The following is a 19,240-nucleotide window of genomic DNA, read 5'->3' as shown; positions in this document are numbered from 1 at the left end:
ACTGTCCTTGAAGTAGATTCACTGCTTCAAGCGACAGTCCCTTTTGTTTTTCGACAAAAACCTTCTAAATTAGAAAAAAGCCGCGTCTACTAACCGACATTTTCCATCGATGGACTCGGGTATAATGATGTTAATATACCTTTCATTGATTCCTTATGAATAGAATGAATACTACTTAGCTATGAGCAGGGTATGTGAGAATACAGCCTTTAACTGAAAATCATAAGTATTTATGAGTCATGACGTTATTAGGTATGATGGAGGAATTCATAATGAACAACCATTCAAATGAAGCCTTGCGATCACATATCAGGCTTCGTTTTACAGAAGGGGTTAAGGCAGAGCTTAGACTAATTAGTAAAGATGGGCAGCTGTTAACACCCTCAATGACTAACGTGCTTCTGCTTAATTTGAGTCAGAATGGGCTCTGCTTTTTATCCGGCTTGCATTTACCCGTTCAGCAAAATTATTTGGTTGAGTTTCGAATGATCATTTCCAATGTGCAAATTGTAGTACGCGGACGCATCGTTTGGAATTCGAAAAAAGATAATCAATATTCACATGGTGTGTTGTTTGAATGTTCGGATACGCTTCGTTCTTTAATTATAGGTGTAATGAATCAAGAGATATTAGAGAAGCAGCCGCAGCAGCATAAAATCCATTATTTGTACAGCAGATTGTTGAATACAAAACGGATGTATTGCAGCAGCTAAGCGCGCGCAGTATGGAAGGGAGATAAGCTTTGAAAATCATATTATTATCAGGTGGATCAGGAAAGCGATTATGGCCCTTATCCAATCGAAATAGAGCTAAGCAATATTTATCGGTACTGCAAGGACCGAGCGGTGAGAAGGAATCGATGCTGCAGCGAATGTGGCGCCAGCTGGATGAAGCCGATTTACAGGAGCATACGCGAATTGCAACCTGCCGTCAGCAGGTAGAGCTCTTGCAGAGGCAAATAGGTGATAAAGCTCCTCTCATTATTGAGCCTGAGCAAAAAGACACCTTTCCGGCAGTAGCACTAGCTGCTGCTTATTTGTATTCTATCGCAGGAGCTTCTCTAAGTGAAACGGTCATTGTTATGCCGGTAGATGCATATGTTGAGAGCGATTTCTTCTCTTGCATACGAGGACTTCCGAAGCTCTCCAGAGAGAGCAGGTCAGAGCTGTTAATGGTTGGGACAAGACCGAGCTGCCCCTCTGAGCAGTATGGATATATTGTTCCTAAAGCGAGCTTGCTGCAGGATGATGAAGGGCTGTACGAACGTAAGGTGAATACATTTAAGGAAAAGCCATATGAAGCAGAAGCTAATAAGCTAATTCAGCAGGGTGGACTTTGGAACCTTGGCATTTATGCTTTTCAGCTTGATTTTATGATTACAATGCTTTTGGAACGCAGTCTTCCTATCCATTACGATGAGTTATATAAGCAGTACTCGAAACTGCCCAAAGCTAGTTTTGAAGCTGAGGTTACACAGAAAACAGCCTCTCGATCAGTCGTAGGTTACAATGGGGCATGGAAGGACCTTGGTACTTGGAAATCATTATCAGAGAATATTATTTTTGATCAGCTAGGAAAAGGTGAAGTTTCCGAGGATAGCGAGGAGTCTAAGCTAATAAATGAGCTGGATATTCCGATTTCCATAATCGGTCTAAGCAACATTATCGTAGCAGCAAGCCCAGATGGTATTTTGGTAACTAGTAAGAATGGAGGGGCTGCACTCGATGCAAAGCTGCAATCGATGAATGAGCAGCCAAAATATGAGGAACGGCGCTGGGGCCACTCAAAGATCATTGATTCAGTAGTATTGGCATCAGGCTTGCATAGTGTCACAAGAAGAGTTTTTATAGCGGAGGGGCAAAATCTGAGCTATCAGCTGCATTTTAAACGAAATGAGACGTGGACTATTTTAAGCGGAGAAGGAGTACTCATACTAGATGAGGTATATCGTGCCATAGGAGCAGGCGACGCCATAATGATACCTGAGCGCTCTCGGCATAGTATACGTGCAATTACAGATATAGAGCTTATTGAAGTGCAGACGGGAAAAATAATAAGCGAGGATGATATCATTCGATTAGCTGTAACTTGGGATGAAATAACGAATCAATCCAATATGGTGTAAGAGCAGCATAGTTTGCTAATAAAGGGATACAATCATTACGAAAGAGAGAGGAAGCGATCTATCGGATGATATGTTCTAAGGACCGTTTTTATTGTGTTAGTTGCGGAGAGTTGGTTTCTAATCCTGAGGCGGATATCGTGTTCAGAACAGGCTTTTTCCGAGTGGTACATCCAATGGGGTATTGCTTAACATGCAGCGAGGAGCAGGACAGGCTGGATGCTATAGTAGATTCACCGGGTAAGACCAGTAACTATGACTATAAAATGTTCCTTCGTGCAGATGCGAAAGTTGCTGAACATGCTGCGCGCCCATATCGAACGAATGATAATGAGAGCCTCTACCCTACAGTTTAGCTGTAGAGTAGAGGTGTCTTTTTTTGCGAAACATCTTCTCCTTAGAAAAGGGCGGCAACAGCCGTTTCACCTTGAAATATAGGAAAGTATATCCTCTCGCCATACTATCTCTATATTTCTCCGGAATGAAACGCGCAGCGCCGCCATAGGGCGGCAACAGCCGTTTCACCTTGCAACTACCAATTGTTTCCTGAATCGTTTATAATGAATAAGGTTTGGATTTTTGGAGGAGGGAAATAGACATGGAGCAACCTATAGTTAAATTGCAAAATGTTACGAAGAAAATCGGCAAAAGAACGATTATCGATCAGTTATCGTTAGATTTGCCGCTTGGAGAAGTATTTGGTTTTCTTGGCCCGAACGGTTCGGGAAAAACGACTACCATTCGGATGATGGTGGGCTTAATGTCGCTGACAGCAGGAGAAATAACGATAGGCGGATACAGCATCACAAAGCAGTACGAGAAGGCTATCCGTCAAGTAGGCGCTATTGTAGAAAACCCTGAAATGTATAAATATTTGAGCGGCTACGATAATTTAATTCATTATGCACGTATGATTTCAGGAATTACAGAGCACCGTGTGCATGAGGTAGTGAAGCTTGTTGGTCTTGAAGGCCGTATTCACGATAAGGTCAAAACCTACTCTCTCGGCATGCGTCAGCGCCTGGGTGTTGCACAGGCGATCTTACATAAGCCGCAGTTGTTGATTTTGGATGAGCCTACAAATGGTCTAGATCCAGCTGGCATACGTGAGCTTCGTGATTACTTGCGTTTGCTATCCAAGGAGGAAGGTATTGCGGTCTTTGTATCCAGTCACCTTTTATCTGAAATGGAGCTTATGTGCGACCGTGTTGCCATTATTCAAAACGGCAAGCTGATTGATGTCCGAAATATTCGTGGCGAGCATGCAGACAAAGTAAATAATCGTGTACTCATAGAGGTTGATCGCACGCACAATGCGCTGGATATATTATTCGCTGCGGGCGTTTCAGGAGTGCTTGCGGGTGAGAATTCGATCGCTGTAGACGCCGACAAGGAGAGCATAGCTGCTATTAATGCTTCTCTAGTAGCTGCAGGGATCAAAGTGTATGGTATTCGTGCACAGGTGAAAACGTTGGAAGATCAGTTTTTAGAAGTGACAGGAGGGGAACGAATTGGTTAATTTTTTACCGCTTATACAAAATGAGAATATGAAAATTTACCGTCGTCCTCGTACTTGGGTAATGTCGGGAATTTTATTGCTGCTCGTATTGGCGATATCGATTATGTGGCTTATCTTCGGAGGCAGAGATTCCTCTATGTGGGATGTCGCGTTTTTGGAATCCTCGATATTGTTTCTATTAGTTACGATATTTACAGTGGTCATCGCGGCTGGCGGTGTCGCAGAGGAATTCACAAGCGGGACGATCAAGCTGCTGCTTATACGTCCATGGTCGCGTTCGAAAATACTATTGTCCAAATATATTTCCATTATGCTGTTTGCAATTCTGCTCGCGATTTTATTATTTGGAAGTACAATTCTCGTCAACTGGATATGCTTTGGAATTAATGCAGATCCCGAGATAAAGCCAAGCTTCATTAGCGAGGAAATAACGAGTCCGGTCATGTATATGCTCAAATATTATGGCTTAACGTTAATTTCACTCGTAGTCACAGTTACACTGGCGTTTATGCTGTCTACCATTTTCCGCAGCAGTGGACTTGCCATTGGGATGGCACTGTTTCTCTTGCTTGGCGTTAACAGCTTTGTCGCTTTAATCGCGATGCTTGATTACAAGTGGATTGATTATTTATTGTTTATTCATTTGAATCTTACGCAATATTTAGATGGCTTCCCAATGCGGGAAGGGATGACTTTAGGCTTCTCTCTTGGTGTGTTAGCCGTTTATTATGTCATCTTCATCGCTTTGACGTGGTATATATTCAATAAACGCGACGTCGCTTCTTAAATAGCAATTTGCAGTAGAAAGCCGTTCGGGCTGCTGCTTCTTCGGAAGCTGGTCAGCAGCTGAACGGCTTTTTTATGAAAATATAGGAAAGTATATCATTTCGCCATACTTTCTCTATATTTCTGGAAATGAAACGCGCAGGCGCCGCCAAAGGACGGCGACAGCCGTTTCACCTTGTTACCCGGCTTGACGCGACTTCTCTTTCGTTTCCTTGTGGTTGATCTCCTTGCCTTGTAGACTAGGCTTATCTGTCTCTGTAAGCGTATGTTTTGCGATATCGGTTTGCTCCATATGACACATGCCATTAAAGGAGCCCCCATCTTGAATGATTAGAGAGCACGCTGTGAGAGTGCCTGTCAATTGCCCAGAGGAGGTAATGATGAGGCGGCCGCTCGTTACAATATCTCCAAATACTTTACCAGCCACAGTGACATTCCTTGCTTTAATATTTGAGAGCGCTATGCCGCATTCCCCGATAACAACATCTGACTTGCAATCAATATCGCCACGGTATTCTCCTTCAATTCGAAGACTTGCATCGCAGCTCATTTTTCCCTCGAAAACCGTGTCTTTTCCAATTAAGCTGTCCGTTACTGAGTGCCGTTTGTTTTCTTTAAACATTATGACTTAATCCTCCTTTATAAGCGCCAAAAATTTTAATGGCTGAGTAGGCTCGTTCTTTTGCATAATTTGAAAATGTAAATGTGGACCGGTGCTTCTACCGCTGGAGCCGAGTAGTCCTAATTTCTCTCCTCGGACAACAGTATCACCTTCTATAGCTTCTATCTGGCTCAAATGCATGTAGGCGCTCTGTAGGTCATTAGGGTGGTCTATGATGATATAGTTGCCATGTGAACGATTATAGCCAGTTTCAGCTACTAGCCCGTCGGCAGCGCTGAATACGGGGTCGTTGAGCTTGCCTGTGATGTCGATGCCGGCATGAAAGGTGGAGCGCCCGGTAAAGGGATCACTTCGATAGCCAAATCCAGAGGTGAGCATTCTGGAGCGTGTAGGCCAGAAAGACGGATAGCCATCTACAGAGGAACGAGTTGCTTTGGCCAGCTCCAGCGTAACCGTCATTGATTCCTCCATAGTCCGGATCATTCGCTGAAGAGAAGCTAGACTGAGGTTTGTTTTTTGTGCCATTTGAGCATACTGCTTGGAATCTATCTTGGCAGCGGTTAAGAAGCTTGGTATAGGTGCGATGTTTGGGAGTGCAGGCAGGGAAGGCTCCTTTTTCTGTCCCTCTATCTGATAGGCAGAGGGAGCTATTCTGCTTCCGTAGCTTTCAATAAATTGCTGGAGTTTTTGCTCGAGCTGCTGCAGGTCATTCACTCTTTGCTCCACATCGGCAGCCTGCTCAATGAGCTCAATGATTTCTTCCTGCAAGGAGAGGATTGCTTCATTTTTTGCAGCTACGGTTTGGGTGAACTGAGCGTCCTGTCTCGTTAATTGTTCTTCCAATTGGTGAAGCTCATAAGTGGACTTCAAGTGGAGTCCACCGAAACATCCCGTAACCGCAAGCAACGCTGCTGTAGGTGCTGCGAATACCGAGCGTTTTGAGACGTGAAACTGTTTTACGGTTTTGTCTGCGCCACGCAGCACGACAAAGGACCATTTTGGCTTCCGCTCTCGTTTCAATAGTCTACTCCTTCCGGCTATATTAGACATGATCGTTCAGAACGTTCTTATGCTATTTATTCCTGCAAACCATAAAACATGCCATAAAACGGAATGAAAAAAAGAAAGACTGCACGCTGGGCACGAAAAAAGTGCCTGCGAGCAGTCAATTGAAAATGGTAGTGAAATTAATATAATTATTTGGTCATTGCCAGCTCGAATTGAGCAATGGCTTCCTCTATATCTGGGGTGAAAGCAAAGTCACGCCCTTGCAGCTGCTCAGCCGGTAAGGCAGCAAGCTGCTCGATTCTTCTTGTAATCTCATCTGTCAGCTCATTAACACGCTGCTCATACTCATTTGCTTTTGCGACATTTTGTTCCGTAAGAGCCGTCTGATGAGCCTTAACATAGGACGTTACGGCAGCCTGATAAAGGTTGATATCCCAAGGGAATTTCTCAACGCCTTCATCAATAACGGAAAGAGATTCCTCAAAAAGTCCTGTTTCCTGTAAAAGGCGATATTGCGACATGAGAAGGCCTCGATTATAGGAATCAAATTTTCTAGCTTCGTTGACTGTGCTTATGGCTTGCTCAAGCCAATCGGCTGATGATGTTTGTGTATAGGCTTGCTCGAGCCAATTGGCCTTCGTTAAAGTGAAGGTGGAATTTTTAGGTGACACTTTGATCGCATCATCGAGTAAAGGAAGAAGCTTATCGAGTGATGTTTGCTGCTGTACGGCTAAATCATACACCTTATCGTATTTTTGAACTCCGCTGTTTCCTCGGATGGCAATGACGATTAGAACTAAAGATAGAAGTCCAAGAATAGCTGGGAATGCAGCCTTATCCCAGGTTAATTTGTTCTTATCTTTGAAGCGCTCAATGACAAGCTTGCTGCTGTAAGGAGCTAGCATGCAGCCAAGCGATATAAATAAGAGAGAGATAATATAAATGTAGCTCATATCGAAATCGATTGTGCTATGAAGCAGCAGTGACAAGGATAGTATAAAAAAGATGAAATGACTGCCTCTTAGTTCAGGGTGACGAATGTATAATCGAATGTACAATGCATATACAAAAGCAAGTAGAGCAATCAATGTAATTAATCCAATCCAGCCGCTTTCTACCAAAGTCTGAACAATGAAGCTATGAGCTTGCCTGCTCCAATAAGGATTGTTCTGATATTGCTCAAACATAGCCTGCCAAGCGCCGCCGCCGCCGCCAAGCAGAGGATAATCTGCAGCTACGTGAAGACCGTCTTTGTAAAAGGTTAATCGCTCTTGCACGCTGTGCTGTTGTAAATTAATATTTTCGAAGCGTACAGCAATCTTATCTGGGAGCAAGCCGCGAATAGCGCTGCTGCCAAGCAGGCTGCCTGCTGCTGCAGCTGCTAGAATAATAGCAATTACAGGTACGGCTGCGAAAGACCATTTGTTAGCAGAGAGCTTTGCAAGTTTACGCTCTAGAAACCCATCTGCCTTGGCATGATAGAGTAGAATCAGTCCAGTAGTGATCAACATACCGAGGAGCAGGAGGCCCCAGCCTTGCAGCGGCAAAGAGCTGAATAAGGAGATCGGTGTTTGAGCTTTCAATTCAGTCGGTTGTACCAGGGCGGCAATAGCATCAGCAATAGTTGTGAGCTTTCCTAAAATAGCCATGGATACGATGATGGATAACACCATAAATACCAGATATGCAATTTGTTTCGATAAGCGTAAAAAAGGCAGAATAATGAGTACAATAACAGGAATAAAGACAATAGCTCCGCGTGAGTAAGTAAACATAAATGAAATCCAAATTGGCACTAGCATAGCGGCATGGACAATTTTTGCAGATGGACGCACGCAATGGACCGCATAATAAAGGCTGACTAGAAAGATTCCGACTAAAAAGCCAGCATACGTATTTGAATATTGAAAGACAGAGGCAAGGCGATAACCATCATGGGCAAGCCATAGCGCGTCTCTGTAATACAGTTGTCCAAACAGATTAAGCAGGCCAAAAATAACGATTAAATAAGAGGAGAGCATAAGCGCGTATTCAATCGTTTTTCTGGAAAGCTTGGATTCAGCAAAATAAAGGCCACTGATAAAGAGAGTGGCGAGCAGGAAGAAGACAAGAACCATAAACTTGGCGTAGTAGCTCGATACGGCTTGAAAGGAAGAAAGCCAATAAATGAAAGGAAGGAGCATGACGAAAACTGTCAAAATACCACGATAGCTATGAAGCTGTGGGCCGCGAAAAATGTAGACAGCAGTTATGAGCAGCAAAAAAAGCCCAAAGATGACAGCACCATAAATGGGCCCTTCAAAGCTCAATTCAAAACCATTGAACAAGCCTCTCTCATAAGGGAAAATAACCAAAAATAGGGCGATACCGATCGTCCCTAGCCACCTCCAAAGCGATAAATCAGCGGAAACAGCCGTTGTACTGCTTTTTGATTTGTTTCTTGCACTCATTCGTATGTACCCCTTATCCATAGTTATGTATATATGAAACTTATTGCTTCTTTTTGTATTTTAGCAAATGAGAGAGTAGATTACTATATAAGAGAGGCGCGAATTGTATGTTGTTTACAAATTTGTCGGATATGCGGATTTGTCGAAATGGAGATAAAATCGGAATGATTCTACAAATTATTTGGTGGTAGGGTAGAATAAGGTATGAATATGGGAGGAATTTTGGTAATATAACTAGGGGCGACTACAGCTATGTTAAGTGATTCTCTGGTCATTTTCATCGGATAAGATCTATTTTAATATTTTAATATATATTAAAAACCATCATGAAGAAATGTGTGATTGAAACGAGGATTTTACATATGTGAATAAGCTTTTTTGTGGTCAGTAGTGCTAAAAAACATAACTAATGAATCATTCTAATTGAAAGAAGGGAAATTTAATTGCATAACTAAAATAGTTAACATATAAAAAGCTAAGTATTAAACGATTATAAATAGGAGTATATAGTTCATATGAATGTATTTTTAAAATCTATTTTAACACATGAGGTAGTATATGAAAACAAATCTAATTAATAAAGTAGTAAGATATTTATCTTCATTGTATAGTTCGAAAAACCTGCTTTTCGAGTTTACAAAAAGAGACTTTCAGCAAAGATATAAAGGATCTCTTTTAGGAGTGGTTTGGGCGTTTATTGCACCTTTACTAATGCTTGCTGTTTATAGTTTCATTTTTGTGATCGTGTTTAAGTCGAGATGGGGAAATGTAACAGAGAGTAGCGATATGCTATATACATTTATGATTTTTGCTGGATTAATTCCCTTTAATTTATTTGCAGAATCAGTAAATAGGTCAGTAGGTATATTAACTCAAAGCTCTAACTATATAAAGAAGGTAGTCATTAAATTAGAAATTTTACCAACGAGCATTGTATTGTCGACTGCTATAAACAGTTTGTTTTCCTTATTATTATTAGTGTTAGGGAAATTTTTGTTTCTAGACACGCCAAATGGAGTGTTGATCTTTGCTCCATTAGTATTAGTGCCAATTGTTATTTTATCTTTAGGGGTCTCATTATTAGTTGCAGCATTAGGGATTTATTTAAGGGATCTTGTATACATAGTAGGATTATTAGTAAACATACTATTCTATATGTCACCAATTTTTTACTCTGCTTCTGTTATTCCGGAGAAATTTAGGTTTATATTAGCATTTAATCCAATTAGCCCAATAATCACTTTATATAGAGATATATTTATTAATGGTCAGTTGTTTTCACTATCTTTATATTTCCAAACATGTTTTACTGCTCTAATTGTTTTAGTTATAGGTTTATTTGTTTTTAATTTTTTAAAGAAGGGATTTGCCGATGTCATCTAATAACATTGCTATAAATATAAAACAGATATGTAAATCTTATAAGATGTATAACTCACCGACTGATAGGCTAAGGGATTTTTTTGAGAGATCGAATAAAGGAAGATATCAAGAGTTTCATGCGTTGGATTCCATTTCATTTGAGGTAAAAAAAGGGGATACTGTTGGAATTGTAGGCAAAAATGGTTCAGGAAAATCGACGCTTTTGCAAATTATTGCGGGTACTGTTACTCCTACTTCAGGTTCTATAGAGATAAACGGAAAAGTTGTTGCGTTACTTGAATTGGGTTCTGGTTTTAATCCTGAATTTACAGGTAGAGAGAATGTTTATTTAAACGCAGCTATGTATAGTATAAGTAAAGCCGCCGTAGAGAAGAAATTCGCTGAAATCGAGTCTTTTGCTGACATAGGGGATCACATTGATCAACCCGTAAAGACTTATTCAAGTGGAATGTTTGCAAGACTTGCTTTTTCTGTAGCAATTAATATGGAACCTGACATATTAATAATTGATGAAATATTAGCTGTAGGTGATGTTGCATTTCAAGCTAAATGTGTTTCGAAAATGAGACAACTAAAAGATAAGGGAGTTACGTTGTTGTTTGTTAGTCATTCTGTTGATGCAATAAAATCAATGTGTAACTCTGCAGTTCTAATGAAGAATGGTAAATTGATAGAGCAAGATACAGCTGAAAAAATTACAAACTACTATTTAGCTATGGTAAGAGAAGAAATGAACGAAAGTGTGATAGAAGAAGATTCTCAAAATAATGACTCTTCGGATGATGTTATTAGTAAGAAAGAAAAAATAGGTTCTGATAGTTTTAGATATGGTGTAGGAGATGTTCGGTTTACTAACGTATACATGGAAAATGAAGACTCTGAACTAACTAGAGTTTACGAATTTGGAGAAATGGGAACATTAGTCTGCGAGATATCGTCTAATATCGATGTACAGAACATTAATATCTCTTTTTTAGTGAGAGATATTACTGGAGTTGATTTATTTGGTACTACGATGTTTGATGAGAAGATTCCTTTGATTACTATAAAAGCAAACGAAAAAAAATATGTTCGATTTACTTTTCCAATATCATTACGGCAGGGTAGTTATTCTATATCTGTAGCGGTAAATAAAGTTACAAGTCGAGATTATTCTGATGTATATCTATACGAACAAATTGATGGTGTAACTGCATTTGAAGTTTTTCGTAAACTTGATCGACCAGTCCATTATAAGGTTCATTATCCAATCGAAATAAAATTATAAGGGTGAAATAATAATGTCTTCTCACATATTTGAAAATGAAGCATGGTGGCAAGAAAATGGTTCGGTCTGGGTAGATGAAGTAGATAAAAGAAGAGCAATGCAACCACTATATGGCATTCAAGAAGTGGTGCTCTCAAGCATGTTTTCAAATATTGGTGAAAAAATAAAAATTCTTGAGTTCGGTGTTGGATTTGGAAGGCATGCTGAGTACTTGGATCAGATACCTAATGTTGAGTTTTATGGTGTCGATCAAAGCCCAACTATGTTGGAAAATTTAAAGGAAAGAATATCTAACGATAATGATATTCATAATAGAATAACACTTATTGAACCAAGGACGAAACTACCATTTCCTGACGATTTTTTTGATTTTGTTTATACTGTTTCAGTTTTAATTCATATACAACCAACACATTTAAGTGGAATTTTATCTGAATTGGTTCGTGTATCCAAGCACGGTGTGATTCATTTTGAGAATAATTACACCTTAAGTTCAGAATTACAATTTCCAGATCATAATGGTTGTTGGCAACATTCAATAATTAAAGAATATGAAAATATAGGTTTTTCTTGCGAGCTCATGGAAAAGGTGGCGGATGAGCAGGATCTGTATTACACAAAAATCTCTAATAGATGGAATAAAAGTGATTTAGAAAATAAGATAGTCTTTTCTAGGCTTCGTTTATTAGATCAGCGAATTCGGCCAAACATCTTGAAATTTGAAGGAGAGGTAGGTTGGCGAACTCAAGAATTAAAAGATCGGATAGAAAGAGAATTCCAAGCGAAAGAAGAAATAGATAGATTACAACAAAGTAATAAGAAACACTCTTTGGAAAAGAATTATATGAAAGAGAGATTGAATATTTACGAAGACAAGCATGATAAGTTAATAATAGAAATTAACGAAGAACGTGTACAAAAGGAACAATATATAAATGATTGCACTATGCTAAGATCCCAAGTTATTTATCTTGAATCCCGATTAAATGAAATTGAAACTTCACTTGCATGGAGAATAATTACAAAGATTAGAAACATGGAACTTTTGTATAATATGATGCAGCCAGCAAGAAAAATAGTAAATAGATTTCGTAAGATGAGACAACGCAAAGAAGTTTTATATTCTCATAGTCCAACCCCTCAAGCTAATCATGGGAATAATAATGAGAAAAAATTCAATGAATTATTTCAAAAGTTAAGCGAGATTCCGGAAAAATCACATATTTCAATTCATCAGCCAGAATGGTTAGGAGTAACATATTCTACTAAGGAATTGTTTGCATTCATAATATCTATAAAAGAATTGCATGACAATGCAGACATTAAATATATTGCTTCTCAGATTTCTAAGAAGAAAGTAAAAAGTATTACATTTAGCGGATTTGCTATTGGGTATTATCAACTAGCGAAATACTTAAAAGAATTAAATCCTGAATTATCACTTAAAGTTTTTTGGCATGGAAATACTACCCATATGTATGAGGATTATTCTTGGAATAGGTACCAGGAAATAATACATTTGATAAATGAAGGAACTTTAGACGGCTGGGGATTCGCTAAGGAAAGTATGGCTAAGTTATACTCAAAAAAAGGATATCCAAGCTTTTTCGTTCGAAATAAAGTGAATATAGGAAGAGATAGCATAGAAAAACAGAAATTCATAACAGGAAGTAGGATGAAAATTGGAGTATATGCATCCGGAGTGACGTGGAATAAAAATGCATTCACGCAAATAGCGGCTGTAGGTTTGATTGAAAATGCAGAAGTTAATGCAGTTCCCTATACAGCAAGGATGAAATTGTTTGCAGAACAATTAAATATTGAATTTAATGGAATAGAATCGGCAGTAAGCCGAGATGAACTACTTGAATTAATGGAGTGTAACGATATTAACCTATATGTAACTTTCTCTGAGTGTGCTCCAATCTTATTACTTGAAAGTTTAGAGATGGGCGTTCCATGTCTCTCAGGGCCAAACCATCATTATTTTGAGGGTACAAAACTTGCAGAGTATCTTGTCATTAACCAGCCGGATAACCCTGTCGAAATTGCTGAAAAAGCAGAGAATGCTCTTCGAAATAAAGAGGAAATAATAGCGTTATATAAAGAATGGAAGATTAAAAACAATGAATTGTCTGAGCAAAGTTTGAAGGTTTTTCTAGGTGGTGAGTTATAATTTATGATAAAAACATTTGTGTTTGTTTCCTATGAGTTAGCACCTATTAATGCAGGCGGATGTGGGGTTTTTATTCATAATGCATTACAAGAGTTATTAAAGGATTCGGATAATCATATTGTTTTATTGTTAGATATGCCTAAGTATGAATGTGAGCAATATGAGAATGAATACAAGCCACAGTTACCAAATAACAAAAACTTAAAAATAGTTTGCCTCTCAGAGATTCTTAAGGGAGATGTTGGTTGTGGTCAAGAATATGATAATATTTTCTTGCAAAAAAGCTATCGATTTTATAAAGGTTTGCTTTTATTGTGTGAACAACTTGCTATTAATTACATTGAGTTCTTTGATTATGTTGGAATTGGTTACTTTGCTATACGCGCAAAGCGGTTTGAAGGAGAATTTGAAAATATAATACTAAGTGTTAGAGCACATTGTACAATTGATTTAATGGATATTGAACAAATTCCAAATGAAATTAATTTATATAAGATCGAAATGTATCAGATGGAAAAGGATGCTATTCGGCATGCTGATTATGTAATGGCTCCATCTAACTCTTGGAGTCAAATATATATGCAGCGCTATGATGTTAAGCAGGAAAGTATTATTGTATCACCCCCCCCAGTGAAAAATTGGGATGACGTTGAATATATTCTAAATGAAAAACAACAAGATGTATTATTTTATGGACGTATATTTCAATTAAAAGGAGTAGATGTTTTTATTGATGCTGCGGTTTTGTTTATTTCTAAAAATTCCAGCAACAATTCTATTTTTTATTTAGTTGGTTATGATGGATTTGATATGAATGGAACTCCGTATAGAAACCAATTAATAGAGCGAATTCCTGAGGAATTTAGAAAAAGGTTTGTATTTACTGGACAGTTAGATCATAAAAAGCTAGAAAAAATACTTTGTTCAGTTAGGTTTGCTGTATTTCCAAACCTGGTTGAATCTTTCTGCTATAGTATTCATGAGCTTTATGGAATTGGAGTACCTATAATTTCAAATAACATTCCGGCATTTAATGATTATTTTCAAAATGAAAAGAATGCACTTGTGTATGATGGAACTTCTTATGATCTAGTTGCGAAAATGGAGAAAATGTTAAATAATGCTGATTTGAGGAAGCAGATTAGCTCCCCCTTTAAAGTTACAAACAATAAGTTATTCAATATTTCCTATACTAATGTATTTAAAAAGAAATCTATCGAGCATATTAATAATAATCTTAGTTGGAAATGTTCTCTAATCGTGTTGCAAGAAGAAGATTTTAGCACGCAATACTTATCGATACTGGAGCATACAGATTTAGATCTAGAAAAAAGCTATATCTTATCGAATTCATCACCGGGTGTTCCGGTGTCCTTTCTGGGTAAGATAAGGTACGCAAAGCGGCTCGATGGTGTTATTGATTATGAATTACCATTAATGCCTTATGTACTAACATGTTACGCAAGCGATATTATTGATCCCATTTATATAACTAAAGCTAAAAAGGTATTCTCACTATCACAAGATATTCATTATGTTGGTTGTTACTATCGAAATGAAGTTGGCTATACGCAATATGATCTGTACAAAAATCATATTTATAGGCCATATAATAACTTGTCAAGATCAATAGTATATGTTAACGCTAAATCCGCGAATATAAGAGACATATTTGATAATCGATTTGCTGAATTAGGTGAGTTAAACATTATAAATAAAGAAGGCTATGTTATTCCAGATGCATTATTGGCTATTTCTAAAACTAGAGTTGATGTTCATAGAGAACAGTTTGTTTACAGGTTACATAAAACAACTGAAAATACTGTATGGAATCCTTTTATTTTGTTTCCATATATTAATGAGCCTCTAATAGTGAAAAACTATAATGAAAACGAAGAAACTACAAAAAAACTGAAAAAAACTTACCATAAGATTAAAGTTAGGGTAGACAAATGGGATGGTAAAAAGGGTAAGTTTGCAGTGATGACACTAAGGTTACTACGAAATTTCTTAAGAAAACATAAAAAAAATAGTTGATTTGGATATTTTGTAATGGTGGTGTTTTTAAATGGAGGTCTGGTATGCAAAATCAGTATGTCATAAAGGAAGCAATGCAATTCCGTTATCATTTGCTAAATGGGTGGATAAAAATGTAACAAGAGTGTTTCTTCATTCTTCAACAATAGATGTTGAAAGCTACTTGGAAACTAAAGAGATTACGCGATATTTTGATAAAGAACTTCCGGATGGTTTGCAATTCGGGGATGCTTTCCTACATTCATATTTGTTGTCGAAAACTATATTGAATGTGTTGCCAGAAGTTCAAACAATCCCTAGTAATATAGTAATAATTATAGAGCAGGATGGTGTGCTTCCTTATTTTTTAATGCAGCAAAAATGGACACTACATTCAAAATTACGGGATATTCAAATAATAACAGTCCATAATGAGACTCATTTGAAAAGTTCTGAATATCGGTTTCCTCAATATTGGATAAAACAAATTGAACAACAATGTTTAGGATATTCTGATACTAGCTTGATTTGGGACAAGGAAGTTTGGGATGTTATTCAACAACAAAATGGCGTTAGAAATGCTAAATATATATCTCTCGATACACCTGGAAATTTTGATTGGAATAAAGAATTGAAAATAGGGGTCAATGAATTTGGTTCAGAGAATCAAATTGATTTCCCCTTTCACTTTGCAATACCTTTGAAAACTAGTTCTCATTTTGAAAATGAAAAAAAATCTTTATCAATTATCATCCCATACTATAATTTAGGTGACTTAATAATTGAGACGATTGAAAGTATATTACTTAGTACATATTCTGATATTGAAGTTATTGTAGTCAACGATGGAAGTAATGATGTTGAAAGTATTGATATCCTTCGAATTATTTCCAGTAAATATAATAATTTGAATATCGTAAATATTGAAAATCGAGGTTTAGCAAATGCTCGTAATATAGGAGCCAAAGTAGCAAAAGGGAAATACATTGCATTTTTAGACGCAGATGATAAAGTGGATCCAAACTACTATGAAAGATGTGTAAAGATTCTAGAGCGTTATAAAAATATTTCTTTTGTACACTCATGGGTACAATACTTTGGACTAAAAAATGATATATGGGTTACATATAATACTGCATTCCCATATTTACTGCTATCGAATATGTTAAGTGCTTTTGCTGTTATACGAAGAGAAGATTTTTTGAATTACGGATTGAATAGAATTGAAATGGAAAAAGGTATGGAGGATTATGACTCTTGGATTTCGTTATGTAGTAATGGTTGTGTAGGTGTAAGCATACCAGAGCCTTTGGTGTATTACCGAATTCGAATTGATTCGATGTCAAGGAAGTTTAATCGTAATATTGTTAATGATTTATACTTAAAAATAAGTGAATATCATAAACCCTTGTACGAAAAGCACGGTTTTGAAATTTTTAACTTACTATATGCAAATGGACCAGGATATTTATGGAATAATCCTACAATATCTTATCCTAGAGTTGGATTATTGACTGATGATGAATCTGGAGAGTTTAATAATAATAAGTATGAACTTTTAAGAATCGTTAACTCAAAAAGAGGTAGATTCATTATTAATATAATGTTAAAGCTAAAGATAAATAAATGGTTTAAATAAATCGAAGGCTTAGGTATAAAGACTGGGGGAATTGTAGTAAATGAAAGAAAAATGTTCCATAGTTACAAATATTATAATTGCATTTGTTTTTTCATTTTTTTTGTACAACCAGATATTTATTGGTGTATATAACATGAGCAATTATTTAATAAGTATAATGATTTTAATTGTGATATTTCTCGCAATATTATTAGTTAGCCACTATTTCTTAAGCAGTTTAGTTTTTAGTATTTTAAAAGATATGGAGAACAAAAAAAAATATATACTTCTATTCATTAGTATGGTTGTAAGTATTGGTACAATGATAACTTTTCCAATTGACAGTACACCTCCACAAAAAGCCACATTAAAAATCAAGGTGGTTGGAGATAAAAATATCAAATCTAATAATAATGAGGTTTGGGTTAATGGTGTTTATTCAGATAATAATAAAATAAATGTGGACAAGTTTAAATTAAGTGAAGGTTGGGAGATTAAGGATAACAAAGTACCTGTTTCTTTCGAAAAAGATTCTTTATTAGAGTGGGGTGGATTTATTAAGCAAAACATTAATGTTTTTTTACTAAATCATGAATGGTCAGGTATTGTAGAGATATCTATTAATGAACAATCAGAGATCGTTGATTTATATTCTTTAGAGGGCCACTCTCAAATGTATGAATATCAAGTGAGTTCCAGTTTAATTGTGAAAACATTTTTTACATTAATCAATTTTCTTGCATTATCATTTTTTTGTTTTTTATTTATAATACTAGTAAAATATCTTAAAATATATAACAATTCAATTGAAATAAGGAAAGTAAGGATTTTTGTATATTCATTAATTATATCAAGTGTTTACTCTTTGTATCTATTGGCATATTATCCAGGAACGATGAGTTCAGATTCAATAGACCAATGGAACCAGGTACTTACAGAATCATTTAATGACGCTCACCCAATCGTTCATACTTTATTCATTTGGTTATTTACGAGGTTATGGTTGTCACCTGCTATAATTGCAATTATTCAATTAATTTTAATGTCATTATTGATGGGATATAGTGTTTATTATTTAGAAAAGCTAGGTTTGAAAAAAATGTACAGAAACAGCCTTCTTGCTTTCTATTCTTTAAGTCCTACTTACGGGATTATGTCTATAACGATTTGGAAAGACATTCCTTTTTCGATTTCTATCGCGTTTCTCACTGTACTTTTGGTTAAAATATATGCTTCCAAGGGCCAATGGCTTTACAGTAAAACTAACCAATATCTATTAATAGCAATATTAATTTCCGTTTATTTTTTTAGACATAATGGAGTGCTTTCTGTAGTTGGATCTTTAATTGTATTAATAATATTTTATAGAAACTTAATAGGAAAGTTAATTAAAATTAGTTTTATAACTTTTGTGTTGATTTTTGGTATAAAGTTTATTTTATTTCAGGCCCTAGCTCTTAATTCAGCCCCTTCATATTTATCATTATCATTACCAATACATCAGATAGGCACATTTGTCCATGAAAATAAAGAGATCACAGAAGATGAAAAAAGAACATTAGAGAAAATTATGCCAATAAAATACTGGGATGGAGGAGATGATTATTCTAAATACACTATTAATTATTTGATTTTTAATGGAGTATTTAATGGGCAAATATTAGCAGAAAATAAATCTGATATAGTGAAGACTTGGCTAGGAATGCTTATTAGAGATCCTAAATTATCAATCTCTGATTTTTTCTCTATGACTTCAATATTGTGGCGTGTTCATCAACCAGACGATGGTTATACTAGTACAATTGTCACTAATATATATCAAAACAATTTAAATTTAGATCAACAGAATTTCACACCTAAACTTAAAGCGTTTTTGGATAGATATTTAAATATATCATTGAGTAACTATTTTTTGTGGTTTTTTTGGAGGCCAGCCTTTACTTTATATACTATTTTGTTTTTTACTATTTTGATTATAAGTAGAAACTCATGGAAGGCTTCTTTAATACTAATTCCTATTTTATCTCAAATAGCAGGAATATCACTTGTGATACCAGCACAAGATTCAAGATACCTTTTCTATGCATTTATTTTGGCACCATTTTTAATATTATTATCTTTACATGAATTCCCCAAAGATATAAATACTGAGAATATTCGATTACTAAAATATGATAGGCATGAACAAAAGGAAAATTGATATTGAATTTTTGAAATATTATTATTATGAGCTTTTTCTTTGAATGAAAATGTGTTCTATAATTGTTTTGTAG

13 protein-coding genes are annotated in these 19,240 nt (G+C 36.3%); 10 read left to right on the top strand and 3 right to left on the bottom strand.

The window, feature by feature from the left end:
• Positions 1-272 precede the first annotated feature (272 nt).
• The 4 genes from MHI37_RS23395 (at position 273) to MHI37_RS23380 (ending at position 4,428) form a co-directional block, all read left to right on the top strand.
• A complete protein-coding gene (locus tag MHI37_RS23395; protein WP_076337502.1) occupies positions 273-713 on the top strand; it encodes a PilZ domain-containing protein in 441 nt (146 codons plus the stop codon).
• 29 nt (positions 714-742) lie between these two features.
• Positions 743-2,125: a sugar phosphate nucleotidyltransferase gene (locus MHI37_RS23390; RefSeq protein WP_076337501.1), complete on the top strand. Its 1,383-nt coding sequence runs from the start codon at positions 743-745 to the stop codon at positions 2,123-2,125.
• A 595-nt stretch (positions 2,126-2,720) separates the two neighbouring features.
• Entirely contained in the window at positions 2,721-3,641 is a 921-nt protein-coding gene (locus MHI37_RS23385; protein ID WP_076337499.1) for an ABC transporter ATP-binding protein, read from the top strand.
• Positions 3,634-4,428: a DUF2705 family protein gene (locus tag MHI37_RS23380; RefSeq protein WP_076337498.1), complete on the top strand. Its 795-nt coding sequence runs from the start codon at positions 3,634-3,636 to the stop codon at positions 4,426-4,428. Before MHI37_RS23385 ends, MHI37_RS23380 begins: the two co-directional genes overlap by 8 nt.
• A 177-nt stretch (positions 4,429-4,605) precedes the next feature.
• Here the strand turns inward: MHI37_RS23380 and MHI37_RS23375 are convergent, their stop codons facing one another.
• From MHI37_RS23375 to MHI37_RS23365, 3 genes are all read right to left on the bottom strand, one after another.
• Entirely contained in the window at positions 4,606-5,049 is a 444-nt protein-coding gene (locus MHI37_RS23375; RefSeq protein ID WP_076337497.1) for a polymer-forming cytoskeletal protein, read from the bottom strand.
• Positions 5,050-5,055: 6 nt separating this feature from the next.
• Complete coding sequence (locus MHI37_RS23370; protein ID WP_179090234.1) at positions 5,056-6,069, bottom strand: M23 family metallopeptidase; 1,014 nt, start codon at positions 6,067-6,069, stop codon at positions 5,056-5,058.
• 176 nt (positions 6,070-6,245) lie between these two features.
• Entirely contained in the window at positions 6,246-8,507 is a 2,262-nt protein-coding gene (locus MHI37_RS23365) for an O-antigen ligase family protein (protein WP_076337495.1), read from the bottom strand.
• 558 nt (positions 8,508-9,065) lie between these two features.
• On the opposite strand from MHI37_RS23365, the gene MHI37_RS23360 reads away from it, so the two are divergent.
• From MHI37_RS23360 to MHI37_RS23335, 6 genes are all read left to right on the top strand, one after another.
• Positions 9,066-9,890, top strand: a complete 825-nt coding sequence (locus MHI37_RS23360; RefSeq protein WP_076337494.1) for an ABC transporter permease — start codon at positions 9,066-9,068, stop codon at positions 9,888-9,890.
• Positions 9,880-11,157, top strand: a complete 1,278-nt coding sequence (locus MHI37_RS23355) for an ABC transporter ATP-binding protein (protein ID WP_076337493.1) — start codon at positions 9,880-9,882, stop codon at positions 11,155-11,157. The genes MHI37_RS23360 and MHI37_RS23355 overlap by 11 nt, the downstream gene beginning before the upstream one ends.
• A gap of 13 nt (positions 11,158-11,170) precedes the next feature.
• Positions 11,171-13,333: a methyltransferase domain-containing protein gene (locus tag MHI37_RS23350; protein WP_076337492.1), complete on the top strand. Its 2,163-nt coding sequence runs from the start codon at positions 11,171-11,173 to the stop codon at positions 13,331-13,333.
• Between the two features lie 3 nt (positions 13,334-13,336).
• Complete coding sequence (locus MHI37_RS23345) at positions 13,337-15,370, top strand: glycosyltransferase family 4 protein (protein ID WP_076337491.1); 2,034 nt, start codon at positions 13,337-13,339, stop codon at positions 15,368-15,370.
• 31 nt (positions 15,371-15,401) lie between these two features.
• The gene (locus MHI37_RS23340) at positions 15,402-16,988 is read left to right on the top strand and encodes a glycosyltransferase family A protein (RefSeq protein WP_076337490.1); all 1,587 of its coding nucleotides are present in this window, start codon (positions 15,402-15,404) and stop codon (positions 16,986-16,988) included.
• 133 nt (positions 16,989-17,121) lie between these two features.
• Positions 17,122-19,167: a DUF6020 family protein gene (locus MHI37_RS23335; protein ID WP_144023706.1), complete on the top strand. Its 2,046-nt coding sequence runs from the start codon at positions 17,122-17,124 to the stop codon at positions 19,165-19,167.
• Positions 19,168-19,240 lie beyond the last annotated feature (73 nt).

This window comes from Paenibacillus sp. FSL H8-0548, from assembly GCF_038630985.1.
In the GTDB taxonomy this organism is placed as follows: Bacteria; Bacillota; Bacilli; order Paenibacillales; family Paenibacillaceae; genus Pristimantibacillus.
Note: the sequence above shows the minus strand (reverse complement) of the source record. Positions and strands in the feature narration are given on the sequence as shown.